Genomic DNA, 23,064 nt, shown 5'->3' with positions numbered 1-23,064 from the left:
TCACCAGCGGCTACGCCTCGGCAGTCACCGCCTCGACCAACGCGTCCGCGGCGAGCAGACCAAGGTTGTTCGAGGCCAGCGGACTGTCGCCGGTGAGCAGCCGCCGGTCCTGATGGACCTGACCGGTCATCTGGTCGTTGACGACCTTGAGACCCTGATCCTCCAGCGCCTCCCCGATGAAGAGCCGCAGCCCGCCGGGTATGTAACCCATCTCCTTGTTGGGCCCCTTGTCGAGCGCATCGGGAAAAACGCAGATGCGGTAGCCCTTGAACGGTGACTCCGTCTTGCCGATCGCGGCCGCCAGCAGGCAGGCCGGACCGTGACACAGCGTGATGACGAACCTGTCGTTCTCGAGTGCCCAATTGAGTACCTGACCGACCTCGGGGCTGAACGGGATACCGACCTCGGCGCCGTGGCCACCCGGGATGAATACCGCCAGATAGTCGGAATCGGGTCCCAGCCTGTCGACGATCACCTCACGAAGATTCAGCGGCTCCTTGAGTTTGGGCTTGAGGTCGGCGTAGGTCTGCTGCACGGCGTCGTCCTTGCCCGGCATCGCCCACAGCTCCAGCTTCGCCGGGTTTCCGGTGATGGTGGCGACGTCGACGTCGAAGCCCGCGGCCATCAGGTGATGCAGCGGCAGCAGCATCTCCACGGGGTGGTTCCCGGTGGAGAACATGGTGCCGTTGTCCATCAGCAGATAGCGCTCGTCGGTGGCGATCATCAGAATCTTCCACCGGCCGCCGGCATAGGCGCCGGCATGTTTGACGCCGCCGAAATCTGTTCTGTCCGAGGTGTATTGGCTCAACGAGTACGCCGAGGGAAAGAAGGCGTTGTCCTCGGCCGGATCGGGTGTCGGGGACTTGCTCAGTTCGGATTCGCTCACGAGACGTCCTGACCTTGGCGGGAATTGCGACGACAAGGCCAGCCTACGAACTTCCCGGCGATCACGGAACCGTCGAAATCTCGGCGAAGGAGTGCGTCAGGGGTGAAGCACGACCGGAAGTCGCGTGGGTCCGCGCAGCGAACTGTTGGTGGACCATGTCGGCGGTCCGGTGATGGCCACTCTCGAAACGCGGTTGACGAGCTCACGCAGGACGGCATGCGCTTCCATCCGCGCCAGCGGCGCGCCCAGACACAGGTGCGCCCCGAAGCCGAAACCGACATGGGTCCGTGGGTTGCGGTCCGTGCGGAAAACGTCGGGGTCATCGAATGCGAGCGGATCGCGGTTCGCGGCGCCGAACGACAGGAGGACGCGTGAACCCGTCGGAATGGTGACGTCGCCGACCCGGTAGGGCGCGCGGGTGTAGCGGTAGAGGTTCTGAATGGGACTGGTGTACCGGATATGTTCCTCTATGGCCTGCGGGATCAGGTCCGGGTTCTCCCGGATCATGTCGTACTGATCCGGGTGCAGCGCATAGGTGTGGAGCATCCCGCCCAGCAGATTGGTGGTCGTCTCGTTGCCGGCGATCAGCAGCAGGATGGCGATCTGGAACAGCGCCTCGTCCGACAACGCGCCGTCGGAGCTGTGGGCGAGCAGCCGCCCCAGCACCGTGTCCGAGCCCTTCAGCTCTCCTGCCGCCAGATGCCGTAAGAAGTACCGGCGCAACGCCATTGCGGCACGCATCGACTTCGCGGCGTCGACGAGACCGGGGACGGTCGGGGTGAAGTTGATGAGCCGGGTGCTCTCGTCGGACCATCGGCGGAACTCGGCGATGTCACGCTCGGGGACGCCGAGCAGCGCGGCGATGACCCGCAGCGGCAGCGGGACCGTCAGTCGCTGTACGGCGTCCGCACCCGGGTCGGCGATGAGATCGCCGACGAGATCCGCGGCGAGCCCATCGATGGTGGCGCGCCAACTGTCCAGCGCGCCTTTGGTGAACGCCGGCTGCACCTGCTTGCGCAGCCGGCTGTGCTGTTCGCCGTCGGTCACCACGACAAGGTCGGCGACCATCCGAATCCGCGTCACCCCCTGGCTGCTGGTGACCTGGTCGGTATCGCGCAGGGCGGCACGGACGTCGTCGAGCCGGTGCAGAATCCACGTCGACCGCTGTGGGCTGTAGTGGACGCGCCCACCCCGATGCAGGGCCGCGTACGCCTCGTGCGGATGGGCGGCCGTCTGCGGGTCCAGTGGGTCGTAGTCGGTGTTGATGGCGCCGGTCCAGCTGCGGTAGCCGAGGCGGCGGGCACGCACCGTGGCCGCGACGTTCAGCTGGCCGGCCGCCAGCAGCGGGGACAGCACCGAGGTGGTGCCACGTACCGCCTGTGCGATTGTCATGTCAGCGGACCTTCCTGGTTGCCACATGATCAGCGTCCGTGCCGGCCACCCGGGTGGTCAATGCGTCTCATCGAAGTTGAAAGACGCACCAGCAGCGCGGCGCCGGTGGTCGGGCGCGGGGTGATTCCGGACCAGCCCATACCTGTGAGATAGAAACCGCAGAACGTCTCAAGGTGATAGAACGGATTTTGCTTCTATCGCGAGGAGGCCCCACCACATGCCACAACATGACTGGGTGCTCGGAACCGACCGCAATGCCGAAGCGCTCGCCCGCATTCTCTCGGCCTCGTCGGAACTCGTGTCCCGCAAGGGTTTCGACGCGTTCACGGTCGAAGCGGTGGCCGCTGAACTGCACTGTTCCCCGGCCACCGTCTACCGCCGCGCCGGCGGCAAGGCCGCGATCCTCGAGCGACTCGTATCGCTGTTCGCCGAACGAATCGTCGGCTCCATCCGTGAGGCCATCACCGGCCTGGACGGCACCGAGCGCGTCGTGGCTGCCATCGTCGTCGCGCTGGACTGCATGCGGGCCGAACCGCTGGGAAAACTCATCATGGGAGATGTCCGGCCCGATCACGGCAGCGAGGCCGTGACCGCCTCACCTCTGGTTGCCAAGTTCGCCGACGAGATGATCGGGCGCCACGACCCGTTGGCGGCGCAATGGCTGATCCGCGTGACATTCGCACTGTGGTACTGGCCGCTCAAGGACAAACAGGTCGAATACGAACTGGTGAAGCGCTTCGCCGGGCCGTCGGTGACACTGGGCCTGGGCGAGTGAACTCCCGCGAGTTCCGGAAACAGAAATGGGGCCGGTGGACACCGACCCCATTTGAATCTTTGTGGAGCTAAGGGGAATCGAACCCCTGACCTTCTCGATGCGAACGAGACGCGCTACCAACTGCGCTATAGCCCCTTGTACCGGAAGCAAAGGCTACCAGTACCGGTCCGCCACATAAAAACCGAGTTACTGACCGGCCGCTCGGGGCAGGTCATAGTCGCGCGCCATCCGGGCATATTCCAGGTGCTCGAAGATCGGATCCTCGTCGTCGATGTCTAGGACGACGGCACCCGGACGGCGCAGGCGGGAGGGGACGACGTCGAACTCCTCGTCCTGGGTGTTCTCGACGCCATGCCGCGACCGCATCATCCGCTGGGCGCGCCGGCGCCGCAGCTGTTCTTCGATCCGGGTCTGACGACGCAGGTAGGCCAGATACAGCACGGCGGCCGCGCTGACCACTCCGCAGAACCACCACCACGTGCTCGATGCCAGCGTGAACGCCGCGACGCCGGTCACGAGGATGGCCACAGCCATGCCGGAGAGCATGCGGCTGCGGAAGCGGTACTTGCGCTCTGCGGCCGCGACGGCGGCCTTCGATTCGTGGCGGACGCGGCGCGCCTTGGACATCGAATCGGCCAGCTTCGGCTCGGCCTCGGATGCCGCCTCGACGCCCGAGGTGTCGTCGACGTACTCGTAGTCGTGTTCGGTGCCGTCCTCGGCTTCCGCTGCGGGCTCGGGCTCGGGCGCTACCTCGGCCTGTTCCTCGTCAGAGGCGATGGCCTCGTGCACGTCGGTGGTCGGCTCGACATCCACTTCAGGCTCGGCTTCTGGCTCGGGCTCAGCCGCCGCCATCTCGTCCGTGAGCGCTTCCTCGGGCTCGAAGTCGGCCTCGGAGATGGTCCGGATCGCCATGGTGGGCGTCGCGACGTCGTCGAAAAGTGTTGGCTGTTCCTGAGTTTCAGGCTCGGGCACGGCTTTCATGCGTCCCGAGGCACCGATCGGCAGCGCACCGGAGTCCATCTCGACGACCTCGACGTCCAGATACGCCGATTCCTCGACGACGACCTGTTCGGCCAGTACCACCGCACGCGGGGCACCGGCTTCAGGGTCGGCGACCGGGATCGAATCGGTCGTCGCGTCGCCGCGCGCGAAGTCATCTTCGAACGCGGTGAAGTCCTCGTCCTGCTTCCAGTGCGGGTCGCTGTAGTGCCCCGAGGCGGGTCCACTGCGGCGCCGCAGCCGGCTGTTGCCCTGCGTGTTGAGCACGCGGGTCGCCAACGCGACATCGCTCGTACGGCGGACGTTTTCGCGCTTGCTGATCAACATCGGCACCAACACGAAAAGCCACAACACGACGAGGGATATCCACAGTAGGGATTGGGGGATGCTTGGCATGTCGCCGGCTCCTTTCCCCATCAGATTAGGTCCGTGACCAGCGCATCCGAAGCCGACGCGCCAGGTTCAATTACACACCTGTAATTCGCTACTTACAAGCACATCAGTCACTTATGTCACATCTGCAACACAGACTCATTTGCGATTTGCGCACATTTCACGGCGCCGACGGTACGAATTGCTCAGACCCAGGTGGCTCGACCATCCCTGACCAGCGCCGATGACGCTGACTGCGTCATCTCCTCCACCGTCTTCGCAACCAGCAAATGGTCGCGCCAGGCTCCGTCGACTTCCAGGTACCGCTGCAGCAGGCCCTCTTCGCGGAAGCCCACACGCGCCAGCACCGACCGGCTCGGACCGTTCTCCGGCCGCACCGTCGCCTCGATCCGGTGCAGGCCGACCGGGCCGAAGGCATGGTCGACGCCCAGCGCCAGCGCGGCCGTCGCGATCCCTCCGCCGGTGAACCGGCTTGCCACCCAGTACCCGATCCACGCCGACCGCAGCGCTCCGTGCGTGACGTTGCCGATGGTCAGCTGCCCGCAGAACTCACCGTCCAGCTCGATGACATACGGCAACATGCGACCGCGCCGGGCCTCGCCCCGCAGCCCCGAGCACAGTGCCGGCCATGACGAAACAGCATGGCGCGCAGTCCAATCCACCTCACCGACGGGCTCCCAGGGTTCCAGGTGGGCACGGTCCGTCAGCCGCATCCGGCTCCACACCGGACCGTCGCGCAACCGCACGGGCCGCAGTCGCACCACCCCGGCCCGCACGCGGATCGGGCCAACCGACAGCGGCCAGCCCGGATGCATCGCACTCGAACGCAACAGGTTCACGAATCAGCCGCGCTGCGCAAGAAAGGCCACATCGACCGATTCGCCCGTGCGAATCTGCTCGGCCTCGGTGGGCACGATCACCAGGCAGTTCGCCTCGGCGAGGGTGGCCAGCAGGTGCGACGCGCCCGGCGCCCCACCCAGCGCCTGCACCAGATATTCGCCGGTGTCCTGATCGCGCATGAGCTGCCCGCGCAGAAATCCCTTGCGCCCCACCACCGATGAGATGGGCGACAGCGTCCGGGCCGGCACCACGCGCCGCATCGGCTGCCGCTTGCCCAGCGACATCCGGATCAACGGACGGACCATCACCTCGAAGACCACCAGCGCACTCACCGGGTTCGCGGGCAGCAGGAAAACCGGGACGCCGTCGCGGCCGAGCGTGCCGAAACCCTGCACCGATCCGGGGTGCATCGCGATCCGGGCGACCTCCATCTCCCCCAGCTCGGCGAGCACCGCGCGCACGCCCTCGGCCGCCGCGCCGCCGACAGCGCCCGCGATCACCACGACTTCCGACCGGCTCAGCTGGCCCTCGATCACATCGCGCAGGGTCTTGGGGTCGGCATCCACGATGCCGACGCGGTTCACCTCGGCGCCGGCGTCGCGCCCGGCGGCGGCCAAGGCATAGGAGTTGACGTCATAGACCTGGCCGTTGCCGGGCGTGCGGGAGATGTCGACGAGCTCGCCGCCGACGGAGATGACCGTCAGCCGCGGCCGCGGGTGGACCAGCACGCGTTCGCGGCCCACCGCCGCCAGGAGTCCGACCTGGGCCGGCCCGATGATGGTGCCGGCACGCACCGCGACGTCGCCGGGCTGCACGTCGTCCCCGGTACGACGGACGTAGGCGCCGGACCGCACCCCGCGCAGGACCCGCACGCGCGATTCGCCGCCGTCGGTCCAGCGCAGCGGCAGCACCGCGTCGGCGAGCGTGGGCATCGGCGCACCGGTCTGCACCCGGGCGGCCTGCCGCGGCTGCAGGCGAGTGGGGGTTCGTTCGCCGGCGGCGATGGTCGAGACCACGGGCAGCGTGACGTCGGCGTCGCCGCCGGAATCCGCGCCAATGACGTCGACGCTGCGCACCGCATAGCCGTCGATGGCGGCTTGATCGAACCCGGGCAACGGGCGTTCGGTGACCACCTCTTCGGCGCACATCAGGCCCTGCGCTTCGGCTATCGCCACCCGCACCGGCCGCGGTGCCACCGCCGCAGCCGCAACCCGGGCCTGCTGGTCCTCAACCGAACGCACAGCTCGCCTTTCTGCATACCTCGCACACCGTGGCTGACCACATGCTCGCGCACGTGCGGGCCAACCGTACCGCCGGTGTCAGGCGCTCAGCGCTCGGCAAGACCCAATCGCTCGACCAACCAACGCCGCAATTCCGGGCCGTAGTCGTCGCGTTCCAACGCAAAGTCAACCGCAGCTTTAAGGTAGCCGCCGGGATTTCCCAGGTCGTGTCGGGACCCGCGGTGCACCACCACATGCACGGGGTGGCCGTCCTCGATGAGGAGCGCGATGGCGTCCGTCAACTGGATCTCGCCGCCGACACCCTTCTGCACGCGCCGCAACGCGTCGAAGATGGCGCGGTCCAGGATGTACCGACCGGCCGCGGCGAACGGCGACGGGGCGTCCTCGGCCTTCGGCTTCTCCACCATGCCCTTGACGCGCAGCACATTCGGGTTGGCCGCGTCGGGCACCGTCTCGACGTCGAACACGCCGTAGGCGCTGATCTCGTCCTCGGGCACCTCGATGGCGCACAACACCGAGCCGCCACGCTTGGCGCGTACCTTCGCCATGGTCTCGAGCACGCCGGTCGGCAGCACCAGATCGTCGGGCAGCAGGACCGCGATGGCATCCTCGTCGGGCAGCAGCACCGGCTCGACGCAGCTGACGGCGTGGCCCAGGCCCAGGGGCTCGGCCTGCACGACCGACTCCACCTTGATCAATGCGGGTGCGCGCCGCACCTTCTCGAGCACCACGTGCTTGCCGCGCGCCTCGAGCGTTCCTTCGAGGATGAGGTCCTCGACGAAATGCGCAACGACGCCGTCCTTGCCCTCCGAGGTCACGATGACCAGTCGCTCGCCGCCGGCGTCGGCAGCTTCCGCAGCAACCAGCTCGATGCCGGGGGTGTCGACGACCGGCAGCAACTCCTTGGGCACGGTCTTGGTGGCAGGCAGGAAACGCGTGCCCAGACCAGCCGCCGGGACCACCGCGGTACGCGGCATCGGCACTGAAGTCTGTGTCGTCATTGTTCACACGATAACGGCAATGCCTCGATCTGCCCTACCAAGGTGCACCTTCCAGGGGTCAGCGGCAACGCCGAAGTGGCCGTTACCTGGACAGGTGTACAACACCGGGCGAGCAAATATGACACGGTGGTAACCGTGACCCCTGAGGGAAAGCGTGAGCTGCGCAGCGCCATCCTGAATCGACGGCGGGCCCTGACGCCGGAGCAGAGGCAGGCGGACGCCGAAGCGCTGGCGCGACGGGCGCCCGAATTGGTGAGCCCCGGCGTCGTGGTGTGCGCGTATGTCCCGATCGGCACCGAACCGGGTTCGCCGGCGATGCTGGACGCCCTGATCGACGCCGGTGCCCGGGTGTTGTTGCCGGTGACGCACCCCGACGCCCCGCTGAGCTGGGGCTGGTATCGCGCCGGGCATCTCACGAAGGCGTCCTTCGGACTACTCGAACCGGCGGGGCCGCATCTTGCACCCGATGCGATCCGGCAGGCCGGCGTGGTGCTGGTCCCTGCGCTCGCCGTCGACCGTGCGGGCGTGCGCCTCGGCCGCGGCGCCGGCTTCTACGACCGGTCGCTCTCGCTGGCCGCGGCGGACGCGCTGCTCGTGGCGGTGGTGTACGACGACGATCTGCTGCCGGCGCTACCTGCCGAACCGCACGACGTCGCGATGACGCATGCCCTGACCCCGCGGGCGGGCCTGGTCACGCTGGGAGTTTGAAGCTGAGGGAGACGATCAGTCCTTGCCGCAGGTACATCCCGATCCGCAGTTGCAGTTTTCACAGGTGCAGTCCGGGTTGTCACAGCCGCCCTTGGTCATGATGCGAGTCATGCGCACAATGCTATGTGTCCCGCCGCCATCCCGGACGTGATTGCCCCTGCCACCTGGCCACCGGGCCTGTCGGCCTGGGAATGCCCGGCACCGAATAGCTGTTTTGGCACTTGAGCCGGTAGAGTGCTAACAAGTTTGACGACCTCGGAGGTTTACGTGCCGACCTATTCCTACGCGTGTACCGAGTGCGACAACCGGTTCGACGCGGTGCAGGCATTCAGCGATGACGCGCTGACCGAATGCCCGAAGTGCCACGGCCGGCTGCGCAAGCTGTTCGGCTCCGTCGGCGTGGTCTTCAAGGGCAGCGGCTTCTACCGCACCGACAACCGCGATTCGAAGAGCTCCAGCACCGCGGCCGCTCCCGCAAAGAGCGAGTCGAGCTCCAGCTCGTCGGACTCGTCTTCGTCGTCCTCGTCGTCCTCGTCGAGCAGCAGCACGAAGTCGGCCGCGCCGGCCGCCGCCGCGTCCAACTGAGTTATCCACAGGCCGGAAGCGTTCCGGCCTGTGTTTCCCGCACAGAATCCCTACCGTTACGGCATGGGGGATTCGCTCGATGCGCCGTTGATCGGCCGACTGACACACAAGCTGCGGCCCGACTGGACCAGGACCACGGCCGCGCGCCGCGCCGCCGCAGGGATGTTGGTGGTCCTCGCGGCCGTCATCGAATTTCGGCCGGACCCCGCGGACGGACAGGTCGCCGTCGTCGTCGCCGCGCATGACCTGTCCCCCGGCTCAGCCTTGACGGCAGACGACGTCGTCGTCGAATCCCGTTCCGCGCCAGGCATTCCCGACGGCGCACTGCGCGAATCCAGCGCCGTCGTCGGCTCGACGCTGGCCGCCCCAGCGCGACGCGGCGAGGTCATCACCGACGTGCGGATACTCGGTTCCCGGCTCACCGTCGCCGCCGCCGGGCCCGACGCGCGCATGGTACCACTGCATCTGGCGGACGCCGCGCTCCCGGACCTGCTGCGCGCAGGCGACGTGGTCGACGTCCTGGCCGGACCGGAGAACGCCGGCACGACAGCCGATCAATCGCCGGCCGAGGTGATCGCCACCGACGCGCGGGTGGTGCTGGTGTCCGAACGGCGCAAGTCACCGACGAGCGCCGACGAACGCGTCGTACTCGTCGCCCTGCCGCGGCACAGCGCCAATGTCGTCGCGGGCGCGGCGCTGCACCGGGCCATCACCGTCACTCTGCACTGATCCGCGAAATTTGCCGCACGGCTGATTTCGATTTCGTCACCAGTACGCATCTGTTGCGATCGTCCGGCCGCCGACTCCTGCACGATGCTCAGGTCGGTCTTACCGTTCGTGGGTACAGGCCGTATCACAGGGAGGGCAGTCATGCTTAAGGGCTTCAAAGAGTTTCTCGCACAGGGGAACATCGTCGATCTGGCGGTCGCCGTCGTGATCGGCGCCGCGTTCACCACGCTGGTGAAGGCGTTCACCGACCAGGTGATCCAGCCGTTGATCTCCAGCATCGGTGCCGGCGGCGACCACTCGTACGGGGTCCTGCGGATCCACCTGCTCGGCGACAACTACATGGACCTGAACGCGGTCTTGAGCGCGACGATCAACTTCGTCCTGGTGGCCGCCGTCATCTACTTCGTGGTTGTGCTGCCGTACAGCAAGTTCCGCGCGGCCAAGGAAGACGCCATCAAGGAGGAAGTCGAACTTCTGAAGGAAATCCGCGACCTGCTCGGCAACAAGTAGCGGATACGACAAAGCCCCCGGCCTGAAGTGGTCCCCGAAAGTTGGACCCTGACGTAGGGAGCTTAAGCCGCGAGGGCCGAGCAATTGTCAATACCTGTGGATCGGGGTGTTTCAGGCGACCTCCGTTTCGGTGTGTTGATCGCCGTCTGACGGTGGTGTCGGTGGGGTGATGTCGGTGGGCCGTTCGAGCAGTTTGCCTTTGTGGAAGACCGCTCCGGCGCGGACGAGGGCGACCAGATGTGGGGCGTTGACGGCCCGCCAGCGGGCTTGGGCTGCGTCGATCAGCTTGTAGGCCATGGCCAATCCAGCGGCCCGCGATCCCGGACCCTTGGTGACCTTCGTTCTCAAACGCACTGTGGCGAAGGTGGATTCGATCGGATTCGTGGTACGCAGATGGATCCAGTGCTCGGCGGGGTAGTGGTAGAACTCCAGCAGGACATCGAGGTCGTCGACGATCTTGGCGACCACTTTCGGGTACTTCGCGCCGAAGGCAACCGCGAAGGCCTTGACCGCGACCTGAGCTTTGTCGATGTCTTCGGCGTTGTAGATGTCCTTGATGGCCGCCAGCGCGGCCGGATGCGCTGACTTCGGCAGTGCGGAAAGGACGTTGGCCTGCTTGTGGAACCAGCAGCGCTGCTCTCGGGTCTTCGGGAATACCTCCCGCACCGCCTTCCAGAACCCGAGCGCGCCATCGCCGACGGCCAGCACTGGGGCGGTCATGCCGCGGCGTTTGCAGTCGCGCAGCAGATCCGCCCACGACTCGCATGACTCCCGATAGCCGTCGGTGATCGCCACGAGCTCTTTGCGGCCGTCAGCGCGCACGCCGAGCATCACCAGCAGGCACAGCTTCTCCTGGTCCAGGCGGACCTTGAGGTGAATGCCGTCGACCCACAGGTAGACGTAGTCGCTGCCGGACAGGTCCCGGGCAGCGAACGTACGGGCTTCGTCTTGCCACTGCGCGGTCAGACGGGTGATCGTGGTGGCCGACAACCCGGCACCCGAGCCGAGGAACTGCTCGAGTGCGGGCCCGAAGTCGCTGGTCGATAGGCCGTGCAGATACAGCAGCGGCAGCACCTCACTCATCTGCGGGGACTTGCGTGCCCAGGCCGGCAGGATCGCCGAGGAGAACCGCTGCCGCTCACCAGAATCGGGGTCGACACGGCGATCGTTGACCCGCGGCGCCTTCACCTGCACGGCACCGGCCGCGGTCAGCACCTCACGCGGCTGGTGATAGCCGTTGCGGACCACCAGTCGGTGACCGTTCTCGTCGAGCTGATCAGCGAATGCGGCCACGTACGCGGCGACCTCGGCCTGCAGGGCAGCGGCCAACATCTGCCGGGCTCCGTCGCGGACGATCTCGTCCAACAACGACCGGCCGGCCTCGCCGCCGTTGGCCTCCTCGGCATCGTGAACTACGGTGAGCATGGGCGTACCTTCCCAACCAGCGCGCCAACGCCGGTCTTGATCGAATACCTGATTCCGTGATGATCATCCTCGGGAAGGTGCGCCCACTTTCAGGCCACCTCGCCGGGCCTCATCCACAGGTATTGATCATTGCTCGCTGCCCGTGCAGACGCCACCGGCGGTACAAGCTGCGCACCGCCCACCGGCTCACACCCATATGCGTCGCCGTGGCCCTATCACCCCAACCCTGATCGAACAACGCTACCGCCGCACTACGCTGCGCCTCAGTCAACGAACTACGTGGATGCAAAAAAGTACTCCCCAGAAGAAGGAACTGAATTTCTCAGTCCAACTTCCGGGGAGCACTTCACTTCGGCGGGGGCTTTGTCGTAAGTCGGCTCGAAACCGCTTGGGTCAGTTCATGTTCCAGGGTTCGCCGTAGGTGGTGACGCTATCACCGGTCTTGGCGATCAGCCGGGCGAAGGGACGCAGAAGAACACCGCCGGCGGCGCCAGTAACCGTGCCATGGGCATTCGAGACGGCAACAGCACCGGCCGGGCCGGACACGTCCACCGAGAACGTCGCGACTTCCTGGATACCCGGACCATTGCCCAGGTCAGCAGAAATCGACACACCCGGGAATAGGTTCGGCGTGATGATGCCACCGAAACCGCGGCCGATGGTGCCCGGGAAGAACGTCGCCGGCGTCACATTATTGAGCAGGATGTTCGGTGTGGTGTAACTGAAATTGATCCCCACACCCAGCGACCATGGGAAACCAATCTGATAACCCAACTCCAACGTGCCCGCGAACTCATCACAACCCGTACCAGCGCAGTTGTACTTGGCCCGGCCCGAATGGAACCACTCACGCGTCAACCGGTTGCGATCCAGAGGGAACACCCCGTTGAGGAACGTGTCCCACTGCTGCACCGTCAACGTCCGATCCTGACCATCGACCAGGCTCAGCTCATTGTCCAGACCCGCATGAGATGTTCCCGCCCCCAGGAACAACGACGACACGGCCGCCGCCGCTACCAGCACCCGGTTGAATGCCTTCATAGTCCCCACTTTCTGGGCTCGATGTCCTGCACAAAAGCTCCCGCAGACGACGGGCGGCGTCGACAAACCAACACCGTAGTCTGTCGACGCCGCCCCGAATGCGCCGCCGACGCTCAACATACGGCCTTCTGCCCGCTGGTGAGCTGTTCGAGCGCGTTTTTCCTCCAGTTGGCATCTGCCGCCCGAGGCCCGCAACTGCGTTGCGGGCCCTCCGTGCTTGAAGTCGGCCGATTTGGGGGTACCACAACACTCTTGTACCGTGGCCCGGTGCCGCTCAAGTGGTCGCACGCCAAGCACGACAGCGATCGGTATCGTCTTCGGCGGCGAAGTGGCCACCGCCGACTTGAGCGCGCTACTGGCCAGTAGTGATCCTGTTCTAATGCGGGCTGCTCGGTCGGTTCGTGTGTATTGGTGGCAGTCACCGCCGTGACGGAAGGCGATCAGTCGACGACTCGTTGTCTGTGGCCGATGCGACCTGTTCGTCCTGGCCGAGGAGCCCGGTTTGGTGTAATGCGTAGAGTGCTGCGGTACATACGAGCCCTACCGCGGTCAGCGACATCCACAGCAGGGAAGGTTGGCCGTGCTGCCGGGTGTAACCAAATACCGAGCCGGTCAACAGGTTTCCGGCGAGGATCCCGACCCCGACGATCGTGTTGTACAACCCGTAGTGCGTGGCTACCAAACGGTTACCCGCCAGCCTGACCACTGTGTCCATCTCAAACGGGAAGGTCGCGATGGTGCCGACAGCCAGCAGAGCCGCAGCCAGCAACAGGGCAACGGTCGCGGGAATCGATCCGGCCGCGCCGGCCGATGGCAGCAGCGCCAGCGGTACGAAGGCAACCGCGATAACCAGCATCCCGATCACCAAACTGCGACTTGGTCCGAACCGTGCCGATAGCCAGTCGGTAAGTCGCACCTGTCCGGCGATCGCCACCAGCCCGGACACCACAAAGATGCCTGTCACCAACGCAGTTTCGGATTTCTTGTCGGCGGTCAGCAGCGACGCCTGGAAAGGCAGCGCGAGGTACACCTGGAAGGTCAGCACGTACGAGCCGATCATTGCGCCCGAAAACAGCAGGAAGGCCTTGTTGGACATCACCGACCGCCAGTCGGCCAGCACTGGCTGCTTGTCCGGGTTCTGTTCGGCTCGGCTCGGCGGCAGCGCCGTCAGTTGGATCACTGTCAGGACGGCGAACACCGCGGCGGCGACGGCGCAGGTGATCCGGAAGTCCCAAGCCGTCAATGCCAGACCCACGATCGGTCCGAACAGGATACCTGCCTGGTAGAAGACGTTGAAGACGGCGAAGGCTTCCACCCTGCGATTCCCCGAATCCGCCGCCAGGTAGGCGCGCACCGCGGGGTTGAACAGGGCACCCGCGAAACCTGTTGCAGCTGAGGCAATCAACACCGCAGGTAGCGAGTCTACGAAGGCCAGCATCAGGAATCCGGCTGTGCGCAGAAAACAGCCGGCAACGATCAGCGGCTTGTATCCGAACCGGTCGGCCAGGGTGCCACCCACCAGGAACATGCCCTGCTGGGAGAAGTTCCGGACCCCCAGGACCAGACCCACCGTCCACGCCGCCAAACCCAATGGCCCCGCCAGGTATCCAGCGAGGTAGGGCATCAGCATGTAGAAGCCGACGTTGATGGTGAATTGATTCACCATCAGGATCTGGCTGGCCCGGTCGAAAGAACGGAACTGACGGAAAGTCCGAATCATGCCTGCCGGCCGATCGGATCGATCACCCGAGTCAGTCTGGTCCATCGATCCACCACTCGCGCGGACGGATCATCGATCACATCGGGCTCCTGCGCCGGCGGACGATCGAGCAAATCATGTTTGCGGCAGTAGTCATCGTCGTAAATGGTGCCGTGGTAGCGCATCGGACCGTCGGGAAACACGGCGGCGACACGCGTACCAGGAGCAGATGTGCGGGCTACCCACCCCGCGACCAATGCGACCGCCCCCACACTCCACCCACCGCTGGCATGGTATTTAGCGGCCAAGGTTCGTGCGGCCCAGACGGCCTCATTCGGCGCGACCCAATGGGCTTCGTCGAACGCGGGATAATCGACGTTACCCGGGTAGATGCTCGACCCGAGGCCACGCATCAGCCGCGTGCTGGCGGGCTGCCCGAATATCGTAGAACCGATGGTGTCGACCCCCACCAGCCGCAGATTCGGATTGTGTTCCCGCAGCACACGTCCCACGCCCGCCGAGTGCCCACCGGTGCCCACCGAGCACACGAGTGTGTCAACGGTGCCCAGCTGATCGATCAACTCTTCGGCGACGCCGCGGTAGGCATCGACATTATCGGGGTTCTGGTACTGATCAGGACACCACGAATCCGGTTCAACGGCAAGGATTTCAGCGACACGATCCTTGCGAGCTTGTTGCCATCCGCCGATCGGGTGCGGTTCGGTCACGATGTCGACCTGCGCGCCGTAGGCGGTCAGCATCTGAACGATGATCGGCTCCATCCCCGGATCAGTGACCAGGGTTACCGGGTGCCGGTAGATGATCCCAGCCAGCGCCAACCCCAGCCCCAGCGTTCCACTGGTTGATTCGACGATCATCGCCCCAGGCTTGAGGTCCCCACGGTCCCGGGCCTGCTCCACCATATATAGAGCGGGCCGGTCCTTCATACCGTTGGGGTTGTGCGCCTCCAGCTTGGCCCAAAATCCGGTGTCAGATGTAGCAAAAGGTTCCGACACCCACAACACCGGGGTGTTACCCACCAACGTGTTGGGGTCGTGGAACTTCGGTCCCAGGTGAGTGCAACTACGACGAGAAGACAGAGCAATACTGTTGTTCATGAAAAATTCCCTGTGTGAGGGCCGCAACGATACGGCCGAAAGGTAGTAACGGGCGCTTGAGCCGCACCGGCGATACCACGATCGCTCCAGCAGCCGAACCCGACCCTCAGCAGCGAATCACACACAAATCAGTAAGAAGGACCCGCCCGAAGCGCGGAATCCCCGGGCAGCGGCGTCGCCGAGGCGATCCACGACACTCACGCCCAGACCACAGCGCCCCGAGAGCACCAGCGCCCAGCATCACACCCACGGTGACCAACACCCGCAACGGACCATCCGTTCGGACACTCAACGCAGGTACGTCAAAAACCGAGCACCACGCCGCATGCAAGGTACTGCCTACATGCGGATGCGCCGTCATTGCGGCGACATTGATTGCCGGCGCTCCAGAGATCGTGATCGGTGCCTGATGATGCTGAGGTGCGCGGAGGTGCTGTCCACGGTCACCGATGCAGTGCGCCAGCGGCAAACTGACAGTAATGCCGACCACCAGCGCCACCAACCACAGCCGCACCCGACTGCGACAGCATCGGCGGCCCCAGATCCTCACGGCCACAAAACTACCATGGCCCCAATGCCCCTAGCGGGTATGTGATCAAATCGTCACGCAATGCCGCGACGCACCGAGCCGTTTCGGCCCACCCCCGCAAACCTTCCAGCACAGCGCTTCATGGCCGGCGCTGTCGCGGCGGGCGACACCGGACATGCATACCCCCTACGGGTGTGCGTGGCGGTGTTAAGGTAGGGCGATGGCGCTCACAGGTGACCGTGCCTGCGCCCGTGGCAGACTCGCCGCGGGCGCAGTGTGGGTGCTGCTGGCGCTCGCTGTCGCGCTGATCCCAGCGCTCCAATGCCCCCCGACTCACGATTTCGAGGGCCAGCATGTTCCGCGTGCGTCGCTGATACCCGCAGCGCAGGGGCTATCTACCGAGATTGCCGCCGCCCACACCGTCGATGTTCACCAGGAATGTCAACTGCCAGTGGCCGCCTCAGCAATCATGGCTACTGCAGGCGTTGGGCGCGGATGGGGAGTGCCGGCGGCGCTTGCGGTCGTCCTGTCAATGGCATTGCGGGCAGTGCGGTCGCCGAACACCCGCGGCCCGCCGTCACGCACTGCGATCTGGCTTCTGCATGGCGGTCGTGAGCGACTGCGGCATTTCTGCGTGATGCGGAACTGACTGACGATACCCACGGCCCTCAATCCCGGGGCCGCTGGTACCGGCAATCATCCATCACGGCCACCTCAACGGCGGCCCACACGCAAGGAATCCCTATGACTATCAAGGCTGTTCATCGTTTCGCGGTAGCGATCGCCGCACCAGCGGCCGCCTCCGCACTAGCCCTCTCCGCTCCGGCAACCACGCAAGCGGCAGGCCATGGTGCGGCACCGCCAGCCACATTCAGTGCTCCAACGCGACCCAGTCCCGGCCACCACGACAAGTGCTGGTTAATCCCACCGCACGGCAATTGCGACAGCGGCCACGGCGGTTGGGGCGGCGCGCACGGAGCCTGGGGCGGCGGCCAGGGCGGCCAGGGAGGCCATCGCTAGTGTTGCGTGTCGTTAATTCATTTACGTTTGGTTGGCCGCAAGAATTAGCGGATGTATACGGCCGCAGCATTGCAGTTGCGTGATGGTGACCGGGCTCGACTGGAGTCGTTGACACGGGCTTCGACGGTGAAGGCAGGACTGGCGACCCGGGCGCGGATCGTGCTGCTGGCCGCCGACGGTATGCCCAATACCGATATCGCCGACCGGACGGGCACCACGCGGCGCACGGTGCTCGAATGGCGTGGCCGCTACCAGGATTGCGGTATCGAAGGACTCGATGACGATCCCCGGCCGGGGCGTGCGGCGGTGATCGACGAGATCGCGGTGTTGTCGGAAACATTGGCGGACAGGGGCAAACCGCCGGCCCATCTGGGGGTCACGCACTGGTCTGCACGGTTGATGGCCACCCGGTTGGGAATTTCATTCGCCTCCGTGGCTCGCATCTGGCGCAAATGGAACATCCAGCCGCACCGGGTGGAAACCTTCAAGTTCTCCACCGACCCGGAGTTGGAGGCCAAGTTGCGTGAGGTGGTCGGGCTGTATCTGGACCCGCCCAAAGGAGCGGTGGTGGTCAGCGTCGATGAGAAATCCCAGATCCAGGCCCTGGACCGATCTCAGCCGATTCTTCCTCCACGATCTCGGGGGAACCACACTTCGGCGTCGGGGTCGAGCTGGCCGGTCAGTTCCTCGTTATCGCTGGGGACAACCCCGAACGGATCCGCAACGAGAAAGCCTTCGCAAAACTCTGTGGCGTGGCCCCACAGCCCGCCAGCAGCGGACGAACCACCGGCCGCCATCGCCTCTGCCGCAGCGGCGACCGCCAAGCCAACAGTGCCCTCTACATCGTCACTATCGTGCGACTACGCCATCACGAGCCGACCCGCGCTTACGTCGAACGACGTACCAACGAAGGACTCGGCAAAAGAGAGATCATCCGGTGCCTCAAGCGCTACATCGCCCGGGAGATCTACGCCAACCTCCCACGACCACAAGACAACTCACTGACCCGAACAGCCAACCCGCCGCGGCTTGACAAACATAGGAGCAGCGAACGCTACAACCGGACGCTGCAATGCGAATGGTCCTATCGCCGGGTTTTCGTCTCCAACGCAGACCGCGCCCGAGCCCTTGCACCTTGGGTCGAGTTCTACAACACTCAACGCCGCCACAGCGCACTCGACGGACTACCACCCATCAGCCGACCGCGACCAACCTGATGGCCGAGTACAGCTAGGGCTTATGCTTGGCGCCGGCAACGAATTCGGGGCGGCGGCGGCAGACCAGGGTCTCCTGGTCTTGTCGGCGCCGTCGCCGTGTGCAAGGAACTTCATACGGCACATCAAACTCGGAAAGGTGGGGACCATGAGGGTGGTTGGTCGGGTGCTGTTGGCGATGGCAGCGGCGGTGTCGTCGTTGTTCCTGGGCGCGGGGGCAGGGACGTCCCATGCGGGTCTGGACAATGAGCTGAGCCTGGTCGATGGTCAGGATCGGACGTTGACGGTGCAGCAGTGGGACACGTTCCTCAACGGGGTGTTCCCTCTGGATCGCAACCGGTTGACGCGTGAGTGGTTCCATTCGGGCCGGGCCAAGTACAACTGCGCTGGTACGGGTTGTGACGGGTTCGCGGGCACGTTGGAGTTGGGTTATCAGATTGGTTTCCCATGGTCGCTGGGTGTGGGGATCAATTTCAGTTACACCACACCGAACATCCTGCTCGATGATGTGACGCCGGCGACGTTCTTCCCGGGCACCATCGGCAGCGGTTTCGGTGGCATCATCACGCCGAACCTATTCCCGGGTGTGTCGATTTCTGCTGACCTGGGCAATGGTCCGGGTATCCAGGAAGTCGCGACGTTCTCGGTGGACGTGTCCGGCCCGGCCGGTGCTGTTGCCGTCTCGAATGCCCATGGCACGGTCACTGGCGCCGCCGGCGGTGTTCTTCTGCGTCCCTTCGCCCGGCTGATCGCCAAGACCGGTGATAGCGTCACCACCTACGGCGAACCCTGGAACATGAACTAGACATGTGCTAGTGACTCTCCTGGACACTGCAGATGAACTGTCGTCCGTCGCAAACTTCATATGACACATCATCAATCCGCAGAAGGTGGGGACCATGAGGGTGGTTGGTCGGGTCCTGTTGGCGGCGGCGGCCGTGTCGTCGTTGTTCCTGGGGGCGGGAACATCTCATGCGGGTCTGGACAATGAGCTGAGCCTGGTCGATGGTCAGGATCGGACGTTGACGGTGCAGCAGTGGGACACGTTCCTCAACGGGGTGTTCCCTCTGGATCGCAACCGGTTGACGCGTGAGTGGTTCCATTCGGGCCGGGCCAAGTACAACTGCGCTGGTACGGGTTGTGATGAGTTCGCGGGCACGTTGGAGTTGGGTTATCAGATTGGTTTCCCATGGTCGCTGGGTGTGGGGATCAATTTCAGTTACACCACACCGAACATCCTGCTCGATAATGTGACGCCGGCGACGTTCTTCCCGGGCACCATCGGCAGCGGTTTCGGTGGCATCATCACGCCGAACCTATTCCCGGGTGTGTCGATTTCTGCTGACCTGGGCAATGGTCCGGGTATCCAGGAAGTCGCGACGTTCTCGGTGGACGTGTCCGGCCCGGCCGGTGCTGTTGCCGTCTCGAATGCCCATGGCACGGTCACTGGCGCCGCCGGCGGTGTTCTTCTGCGTCCCTTCGCCCGGCTGATCGCCAAGACCGGTGATAGCGTCACCACCTACGGCGAACCCTGGAACATGAACTGAGCCTGTCTGATCCGCCCCGGCGTGTCTGGAGAGTTCTTCTTTTGGGAAGGATGGGTCCATGGCTGCAGGGACGTCGAGACGGCGGTATCCGGAGGAGTTGAAGGCGCGGGCGGTGCAGATGGTGGCCGATCTGCGCAGTGAACCGCCCCAGGTTTTCCGCCGCTGCTATACGGGTTGGCGCTCTCGGTCGAGGGCGCTGTAGTGGGCGTGCTCGTACTCGGTTGGGCTGACCATGCCGAGACTGGAGTGCAGCCTTCGGTTGTTGTACCACTCGACCCAGGCTGCTGTCGCGTACTCGACGTCGGCGATGGTCCTAAACGGCCCCGGGTGGAACACTGTGGTTCGGATGCATTCGGTCTTGTACAAGCCGTTGATCGTTTCCATCAGAGCGTTGTCGTAGGCATCCCCGACGCTGCCAATGGGTTGGCGAAATCCCTTCCAGTTCAAGGTGTTCGGTGAAACGGACCGACGTGTATTGGCTTCCGGCGTCGCTGTGGTGGATGAGCTCGCCGGCTGCGGTGGGATGACCTTCGTGACGGCGCTGCCACACGGCCATCCGCAACGGGACCATCACCAGATCGGTGGTCTTGGTGGTGGCCGCGTGCCAGGCCACGATCCGCTGAGCGAACACGTCGACGATGAAGGCCACGTAGACAAAACCCGCCCAGGACCGCACGTAAGTGAAGTCGGTGACCCATACCCGGTTCGGGGCAGGGTCACCGACTTCACTTAATGGGAGAGTCGGATTTCGTTCCGACACGCAGGAGGCGAACCGGCAGGGGTCACTGAGATTTCACCGATCCGGGCGCAGTCTGGCCGGTGAGCTGCCGGCAGGTGATCACTGCATGTGATGACACGGACGCGTCAGAGATCTCTTATGTAGACGGTGACCCTGCCGGTCCGCCACGAGGTACGTGATCGGCTAGTGAGATGCCGCGCCATCGAGGCGTTGGCCCGCCAGCATCAGGAGGCGATCTGGGCGTTGCACCAGACCATCAGCCGGCTGCGCTCGGTGCTGCTGGAGTTCTATCCGCAAGCACTGCAGGCATTTCCGAATCTCAAGCACCGTGCCGCGATGACCGTGCTGGCCGCGGCAACGACTTCGGCGGCAGCTGTTGACGACGCCTGAAAACTGACCCCCTGTCGACGGGTGAATTTTGACCCCCGTCATTGATAGGAGGGTGATTTCAGTGGAGCAGTGGGCGGAGATCCGCCGTTTGCATCGCACGGAGCAGGTGCCGATTAAGGAGATCGCGCGTCAGCTCGGTGTGGCCCGTAATACGGTGCGGTCGGCGTTGGCGGCCGATGCGCCGCCGCAGTACTCGCGGGCACCGCGGGGTTCGGCAGTGGATGCGTTCGAACCGCAGATCCGGGCGTTGCTCAAGGACCATCCGCGGATGCCAGCGACGGTGATCGCACAGCGGATCGGGTGGACCAGGTCGATCACGGTGCTCAAAGACCGGGTGCGGGTGATCCGCCCGGAGTACCGCGGCCTCGATCCGGCTGATCGAGTGATCTACGAGCCGGGGGCCTGTTCGCAGTGGGACCTGTGGTTCCCCGACTACCGTATCCCGTTGGGCCACAACCAGTTAGCGATCTTGCCGGTGTTGGTGATGACGTTGGCGTATTCGAGGTTCCGGGCCGGGTTGATGATCCCCTCGCGCCAGGGCGGCGACATTCTGGCCGGGATGTGGCAGCTGCTGAGCCGGATCGGCGCGGTGACCGCCAAACTGGTGTGGGACCGCGAGTCTGCGATCGGCGGCACGGGCCGGCCCACGGTGGTGGCCACGTCGTTTGTTGGGACGTTGGGCACCCGCCTGGAGCTGGCTCCACCGGCGGACCCTGAGTACAAGGGCATGGTTGAACGCAACAACAGGTTCTTTGAGACCTCGTTCCTGCCAGGCAGGGTGTTCGGTTCGCCGGCCGATTTCAACACCCAGTTCGAGGCGTGGCTGACCGAGCACGCCAACACCACTCGGGTGCGTTCGATCCGGGCCCGTCCGATCGATCTGCTGGCCGAGGACCTGGCCGGGATGACACTGCTGCCGCCGGTACCCCCGGCGACCGGCATCTGCCATCGGGTGCGCCTGGCGCGGGACTACTACGTGCGGGTCGCCGGTAACGACTACTCGGTGCATCCGGCGGTCATCGGTCGGCTTGTTGATATCACCGCCACCCTCGATCGCGTGATCGTCACCTGCGAAGGGCAGGTAGTCGCCACCCATCAGCGGTGCTGGGCCCGGCACATGACGCTCACCGACCCGCAGCACGTGGCCGCCGCCGCGCTGCTGCGCCGCCACTACCACCAACAACGCACCACCGGCGATAGCGGTCGGGTGCGCACCCACCGTGACGGGCACCTGGTGCCGATCCGTTCCCTGCCCGATTACGACGACCTGTTCGGCGTTGATTTCACCGTCCTGGGAGAACCATCATGAACGACCCAAACATGCACGGCCACAGCGAGATTGGTAAACAGATCGAGTATCTGGCCCGGGTGTTGAAAACCCCGACGATCCGGCGGATGTGGGCTGAGCTGGCTGAGCGGGCTCGCGCCGAAACGTGGAGCCACGAACAATATTTGGCCGCGGTCCTGGAGCGCCAAGTCAACGAACGCGAAGCCAACGGCACCGCATTACGTATTGCCGGTGCCCGGTTCCCGGCGACAAAAACGTTGGAAGACTTCACCTTTGACCATGTACCGTCATTGCCGCGGGATGTGATCGCACACTTGGCGACAAGCACATGGATCGCCAAGGGCGACAACGTGATTCTGCTCGGACCACCCGGGGTCGGCAAAACTCATCTGGGCATCGCTCTGGGCATCAAGGCCGCCCAGAGCAGCTACCCGGTGCTCTTTGATACCGCGACCGGCTGGGCGGCCCGGCTCACCGACGCCCACAACAGCGGCCGCCTGCCACAAGAGCTCAAACGGCTGCGCCGCTACCGACTGCTGATCATCGACGAGATCGGCTACCTGCCGTTCGATTCGGACACCGCCAACCTGTTCTTCCAACTGATCGCCAGCCGCTACGAACAGGGATCGATCCTGATCACCTCGAACATGCCGTTCGGCCGCTGGGGCGAAGTCTTCGCCGACGAGATCGTCGCCGCCGCCCTGATCGACCGACTGGTCCACCACGCCGAAGTCATCACCATCAACGGCGACTCCTACCGGACCAAAACACGCCGAGAACTGGTCAGAACCAGCAAGTAACCACAACCAAGGGGGTCAAAATTCAACCGACGCTACGGGGTCAATTTTCGACCGTCGTTGACAGCAGCCGAGAAGCTGACCCGGGCACGCGTGGTCGCACTGTTGAAGCGGTCCGGCCGGGGCAACCACCCCGCGCTGGTCGAGCAAATCCTTACCGACTTGCGCGCACCCGCACTGTGAAACGCCCTGGATTCG

Annotated in this window: 21 protein-coding genes, 1 tRNA gene and 4 pseudogenes; 13 read left to right on the top strand and 13 right to left on the bottom strand. The window is 64.9% G+C overall.

The window, feature by feature from the left end; all coding sequences use genetic code 11:
- Window positions 1-10: 10 nt before the first annotated feature.
- Complete coding sequence (gene hchA, locus ACJEIK_RS04485; protein ID WP_406784519.1) at window positions 11-886, bottom strand: glyoxalase III HchA; 876 nt, start codon at window positions 884-886, stop codon at window positions 11-13.
- 96 nt (window positions 887-982) lie between these two features.
- A complete protein-coding gene (locus ACJEIK_RS04480; RefSeq protein WP_135355203.1) occupies window positions 983-2,278 on the bottom strand; it encodes a cytochrome P450 in 1,296 nt (431 codons plus the stop codon).
- A gap of 217 nt (window positions 2,279-2,495) precedes the next feature.
- On the opposite strand from ACJEIK_RS04480, the gene ACJEIK_RS04475 reads away from it, so the two are divergent.
- Window positions 2,496-3,053: a TetR/AcrR family transcriptional regulator gene (locus ACJEIK_RS04475; protein ID WP_135355204.1), complete on the top strand. Its 558-nt coding sequence runs from the start codon at window positions 2,496-2,498 to the stop codon at window positions 3,051-3,053.
- A 62-nt stretch (window positions 3,054-3,115) separates the two neighbouring features.
- Here the strand turns inward: ACJEIK_RS04475 and ACJEIK_RS04470 are convergent.
- The 5 genes from ACJEIK_RS04470 to ACJEIK_RS04450 form a co-directional block, all read right to left on the bottom strand.
- Window positions 3,116-3,188 (bottom strand) — tRNA-Ala (locus tag ACJEIK_RS04470).
- Between the two features lie 51 nt (window positions 3,189-3,239).
- On the bottom strand, window positions 3,240-4,448 hold the full coding sequence (glpR, locus tag ACJEIK_RS04465; protein ID WP_409431119.1) for a gephyrin-like molybdotransferase receptor GlpR: 1,209 nt from the start codon (window positions 4,446-4,448) through the stop codon (window positions 3,240-3,242).
- 182 nt (window positions 4,449-4,630) lie between these two features.
- Window positions 4,631-5,284: a GNAT family N-acetyltransferase gene (locus tag ACJEIK_RS04460; RefSeq protein ID WP_409431118.1), complete on the bottom strand. Its 654-nt coding sequence runs from the start codon at window positions 5,282-5,284 to the stop codon at window positions 4,631-4,633.
- Between the two features lie 3 nt (window positions 5,285-5,287).
- Entirely contained in the window at window positions 5,288-6,526 is a 1,239-nt protein-coding gene (glp, locus tag ACJEIK_RS04455) for a gephyrin-like molybdotransferase Glp (RefSeq protein ID WP_133427929.1), read from the bottom strand.
- Between the two features lie 86 nt (window positions 6,527-6,612).
- Window positions 6,613-7,503 (bottom strand): UTP--glucose-1-phosphate uridylyltransferase, encoded by an 891-nt coding sequence (locus ACJEIK_RS04450; protein WP_406784555.1) that lies wholly within the window; start codon window positions 7,501-7,503, stop codon window positions 6,613-6,615.
- Window positions 7,504-7,662: 159 nt separating this feature from the next.
- Here ACJEIK_RS04450 and ACJEIK_RS04445 point away from each other — a divergent pair, with 159 nt between their 5' ends.
- The 4 genes from ACJEIK_RS04445 to mscL all read left to right on the top strand — a co-directional run bounded on the left by ACJEIK_RS04445 (window position 7,663) and on the right by mscL (window position 10,059).
- Entirely contained in the window at window positions 7,663-8,235 is a 573-nt protein-coding gene (locus ACJEIK_RS04445) for a 5-formyltetrahydrofolate cyclo-ligase (RefSeq protein ID WP_064859513.1), read from the top strand.
- Window positions 8,236-8,502: 267 nt separating this feature from the next.
- Entirely contained in the window at window positions 8,503-8,820 is a 318-nt protein-coding gene (locus tag ACJEIK_RS04440; protein ID WP_061003899.1) for an FmdB family zinc ribbon protein, read from the top strand.
- A 63-nt stretch (window positions 8,821-8,883) separates the two neighbouring features.
- Window positions 8,884-9,549 carry an SAF domain-containing protein gene (locus tag ACJEIK_RS04435; RefSeq protein WP_061003897.1) on the top strand — a complete coding sequence of 222 codons (666 nt, stop codon included), beginning with the start codon at window positions 8,884-8,886 and terminating at the stop codon, window positions 9,547-9,549.
- 141 nt (window positions 9,550-9,690) lie between these two features.
- On the top strand, window positions 9,691-10,059 hold the full coding sequence (mscL, locus tag ACJEIK_RS04430; protein WP_064859516.1) for a large-conductance mechanosensitive channel protein MscL: 369 nt from the start codon (window positions 9,691-9,693) through the stop codon (window positions 10,057-10,059).
- 111 nt (window positions 10,060-10,170) lie between these two features.
- Here mscL and ACJEIK_RS04425 read toward each other — a convergent pair whose 3' ends face one another.
- The 5 genes from ACJEIK_RS04425 to ACJEIK_RS04405 form a co-directional block, all read right to left on the bottom strand.
- Window positions 10,171-11,484 (bottom strand): IS256 family transposase, encoded by a 1,314-nt coding sequence (locus ACJEIK_RS04425; protein WP_067990476.1) that lies wholly within the window; start codon window positions 11,482-11,484, stop codon window positions 10,171-10,173.
- A 109-nt stretch (window positions 11,485-11,593) separates the two neighbouring features.
- Window positions 11,594-11,722: a hypothetical protein gene (locus ACJEIK_RS04420; protein ID WP_409431643.1), complete on the bottom strand. Its 129-nt coding sequence runs from the start codon at window positions 11,720-11,722 to the stop codon at window positions 11,594-11,596.
- A gap of 155 nt (window positions 11,723-11,877) precedes the next feature.
- Window positions 11,878-12,525 carry an MspA family porin gene (locus tag ACJEIK_RS04415; RefSeq protein WP_212814960.1) on the bottom strand — a complete coding sequence of 216 codons (648 nt, stop codon included), beginning with the start codon at window positions 12,523-12,525 and terminating at the stop codon, window positions 11,878-11,880.
- Between the two features lie 418 nt (window positions 12,526-12,943).
- Window positions 12,944-14,245: an MFS transporter gene (locus tag ACJEIK_RS04410; RefSeq protein ID WP_061001302.1), complete on the bottom strand. Its 1,302-nt coding sequence runs from the start codon at window positions 14,243-14,245 to the stop codon at window positions 12,944-12,946.
- Entirely contained in the window at window positions 14,242-15,267 is a 1,026-nt protein-coding gene (locus ACJEIK_RS04405; protein WP_061010369.1) for a PLP-dependent cysteine synthase family protein, read from the bottom strand. Before ACJEIK_RS04405 ends, ACJEIK_RS04410 begins: the two co-directional genes overlap by 4 nt.
- Before the next feature lie 1,675 nt (window positions 15,268-16,942).
- Here ACJEIK_RS04405 and ACJEIK_RS04400 point away from each other — a divergent pair.
- From ACJEIK_RS04400 to ACJEIK_RS04380, 5 genes and pseudogenes are all read left to right on the top strand, one after another.
- Window positions 16,943-17,470 (top strand): annotated as a pseudogene (locus ACJEIK_RS04400) (helix-turn-helix domain-containing protein); the annotation flags it as partial.
- Between the two features lie 77 nt (window positions 17,471-17,547).
- Window positions 17,548-17,862 (top strand): annotated as a pseudogene (locus ACJEIK_RS04395) (transposase); the annotation flags it as partial.
- A gap of 78 nt (window positions 17,863-17,940) precedes the next feature.
- Window positions 17,941-18,108 (top strand): annotated as a pseudogene (locus ACJEIK_RS04390) (integrase core domain-containing protein); the annotation flags it as partial.
- Window positions 18,109-18,253: 145 nt separating this feature from the next.
- Window positions 18,254-18,910 carry an MspA family porin gene (locus ACJEIK_RS04385; protein WP_409431117.1) on the top strand — a complete coding sequence of 219 codons (657 nt, stop codon included), beginning with the start codon at window positions 18,254-18,256 and terminating at the stop codon, window positions 18,908-18,910.
- A gap of 94 nt (window positions 18,911-19,004) precedes the next feature.
- Window positions 19,005-19,652, top strand: a complete 648-nt coding sequence (locus ACJEIK_RS04380) for an MspA family porin (protein WP_406776332.1) — start codon at window positions 19,005-19,007, stop codon at window positions 19,650-19,652.
- Window positions 19,653-19,817: 165 nt separating this feature from the next.
- Here the strand turns inward: ACJEIK_RS04380 and ACJEIK_RS04375 are convergent.
- Window positions 19,818-20,367: pseudogene (locus ACJEIK_RS04375) on the bottom strand (IS3 family transposase); the annotation flags it as partial.
- A gap of 171 nt (window positions 20,368-20,538) precedes the next feature.
- Between ACJEIK_RS04375 and ACJEIK_RS04370 the strand changes: the two are divergent.
- From ACJEIK_RS04370 to istB, 3 genes are read left to right on the top strand one after another with little or no spacing between them, the layout of a single operon-like run.
- The gene (locus ACJEIK_RS04370; protein ID WP_409431116.1) at window positions 20,539-20,781 is read left to right on the top strand and encodes a hypothetical protein; all 243 of its coding nucleotides are present in this window, start codon (window positions 20,539-20,541) and stop codon (window positions 20,779-20,781) included.
- 52 nt (window positions 20,782-20,833) lie between these two features.
- Window positions 20,834-22,090, top strand: a complete 1,257-nt coding sequence (gene istA, locus ACJEIK_RS04365) for an IS21 family transposase (RefSeq protein WP_165605542.1) — start codon at window positions 20,834-20,836, stop codon at window positions 22,088-22,090.
- Window positions 22,087-22,869 (top strand): IS21-like element helper ATPase IstB, encoded by a 783-nt coding sequence (istB, locus tag ACJEIK_RS04360; RefSeq protein WP_212812412.1) that lies wholly within the window; start codon window positions 22,087-22,089, stop codon window positions 22,867-22,869. Before istA ends, istB begins: the two co-directional genes overlap by 4 nt.
- Window positions 22,870-23,064: the final 195 nt, after the last annotated feature.

The sequence above is a fragment of the Mycobacterium sp. SMC-16 genome, from assembly GCF_046250085.1.
Lineage (GTDB): Bacteria > Actinomycetota > Actinomycetes > Mycobacteriales > Mycobacteriaceae > Mycobacterium > Mycobacterium phocaicum.
The sequence above is the reverse complement of the archived record's forward strand: the minus strand, read 5'-3'. Positions and strand labels throughout refer to the sequence as shown.

What these genes read in the sequence shown, in the direction of transcription:
- ACJEIK_RS04480 (WP_135355203.1), bottom strand. Translation starts at nt 2,278, where the DNA reads ATGACAATCGCACAGGCGGTACGTGGCACCACCTCGGTGCTGTCCCCG.
- ACJEIK_RS04475 (WP_135355204.1), top strand. Translation starts at nt 2,496, where the DNA reads ATGCCACAACATGACTGGGTGCTCGGAACCGACCGCAATGCCGAAGCG.
- glpR (WP_409431119.1), bottom strand. Translation starts at nt 4,448, where the DNA reads ATGCCAAGCATCCCCCAATCCCTACTGTGGATATCCCTCGTCGTGTTG.
- ACJEIK_RS04450 (WP_406784555.1), bottom strand. Translation starts at nt 7,503, where the DNA reads ATGCCGCGTACCGCGGTGGTCCCGGCGGCTGGTCTGGGCACGCGTTTC.
- ACJEIK_RS04435 (WP_061003897.1), top strand. Translation starts at nt 8,884, where the DNA reads ATGGGGGATTCGCTCGATGCGCCGTTGATCGGCCGACTGACACACAAG.
- mscL (WP_064859516.1), top strand. Translation starts at nt 9,691, where the DNA reads ATGCTTAAGGGCTTCAAAGAGTTTCTCGCACAGGGGAACATCGTCGAT.
- ACJEIK_RS04425 (WP_067990476.1), bottom strand. Translation starts at nt 11,484, where the DNA reads ATGCTCACCGTAGTTCACGATGCCGAGGAGGCCAACGGCGGCGAGGCC.
- ACJEIK_RS04415 (WP_212814960.1), bottom strand. Translation starts at nt 12,525, where the DNA reads ATGAAGGCATTCAACCGGGTGCTGGTAGCGGCGGCGGCCGTGTCGTCG.
- ACJEIK_RS04410 (WP_061001302.1), bottom strand. Translation starts at nt 14,245, where the DNA reads ATGATTCGGACTTTCCGTCAGTTCCGTTCTTTCGACCGGGCCAGCCAG.
- ACJEIK_RS04385 (WP_409431117.1), top strand. Translation starts at nt 18,254, where the DNA reads ATGAGGGTGGTTGGTCGGGTGCTGTTGGCGATGGCAGCGGCGGTGTCG.
- ACJEIK_RS04380 (WP_406776332.1), top strand. Translation starts at nt 19,005, where the DNA reads ATGAGGGTGGTTGGTCGGGTCCTGTTGGCGGCGGCGGCCGTGTCGTCG.
- istB (WP_212812412.1), top strand. Translation starts at nt 22,087, where the DNA reads ATGAACGACCCAAACATGCACGGCCACAGCGAGATTGGTAAACAGATC.